Here is a 402-nt window from a genome sequence, read left to right on the forward strand (position 1 = left end):
CGGATCGCAGTCCGAGGCGTTCAAAAAGCCCAACTGAGAAAAGCCGGCAGGAAATCATTGAGGATTTCAAGCAATCGTTTCCAGCTTCCTTGAAGGCACCGGCTGGGAAACTGGCTATGGAATGCGTTCTAGGAGCCCAGTCAGCTTCCCTTGAAGAAAACATCGCCATTGAAAACGGACACAACGAAAAGCTGCTCGCGGAAGCCGGATATCCCAACGGTATCGATATCGAATTGGGAACGTCGGAATCGTTCGGAGGAATGGTTGATCTTGCCGTTGCCTTTGCGGGCATCCTTGCCCCGGTTGGAATTAGAGTAACCGTCAAGCAGCACCCGCCTTCGACTTATTGGGATCAAGTCTGGCTGCATGGGGCGATGTATGTGACCTACTGGACAACCCGCC

Annotated in this window: 1 pseudogene; it reads left to right on the top strand. The window is 53.0% G+C overall.

Annotated elements, in window-relative coordinates:
- Positions 1 to 402, top strand: a pseudogene (locus EN852_RS35700) (hypothetical protein); the annotation flags it as partial.

Source organism: Mesorhizobium sp. M2E.F.Ca.ET.209.01.1.1 (assembly GCF_004010375.2).
Taxonomy (GTDB): Bacteria; Pseudomonadota; Alphaproteobacteria; order Rhizobiales; family Rhizobiaceae; genus Mesorhizobium.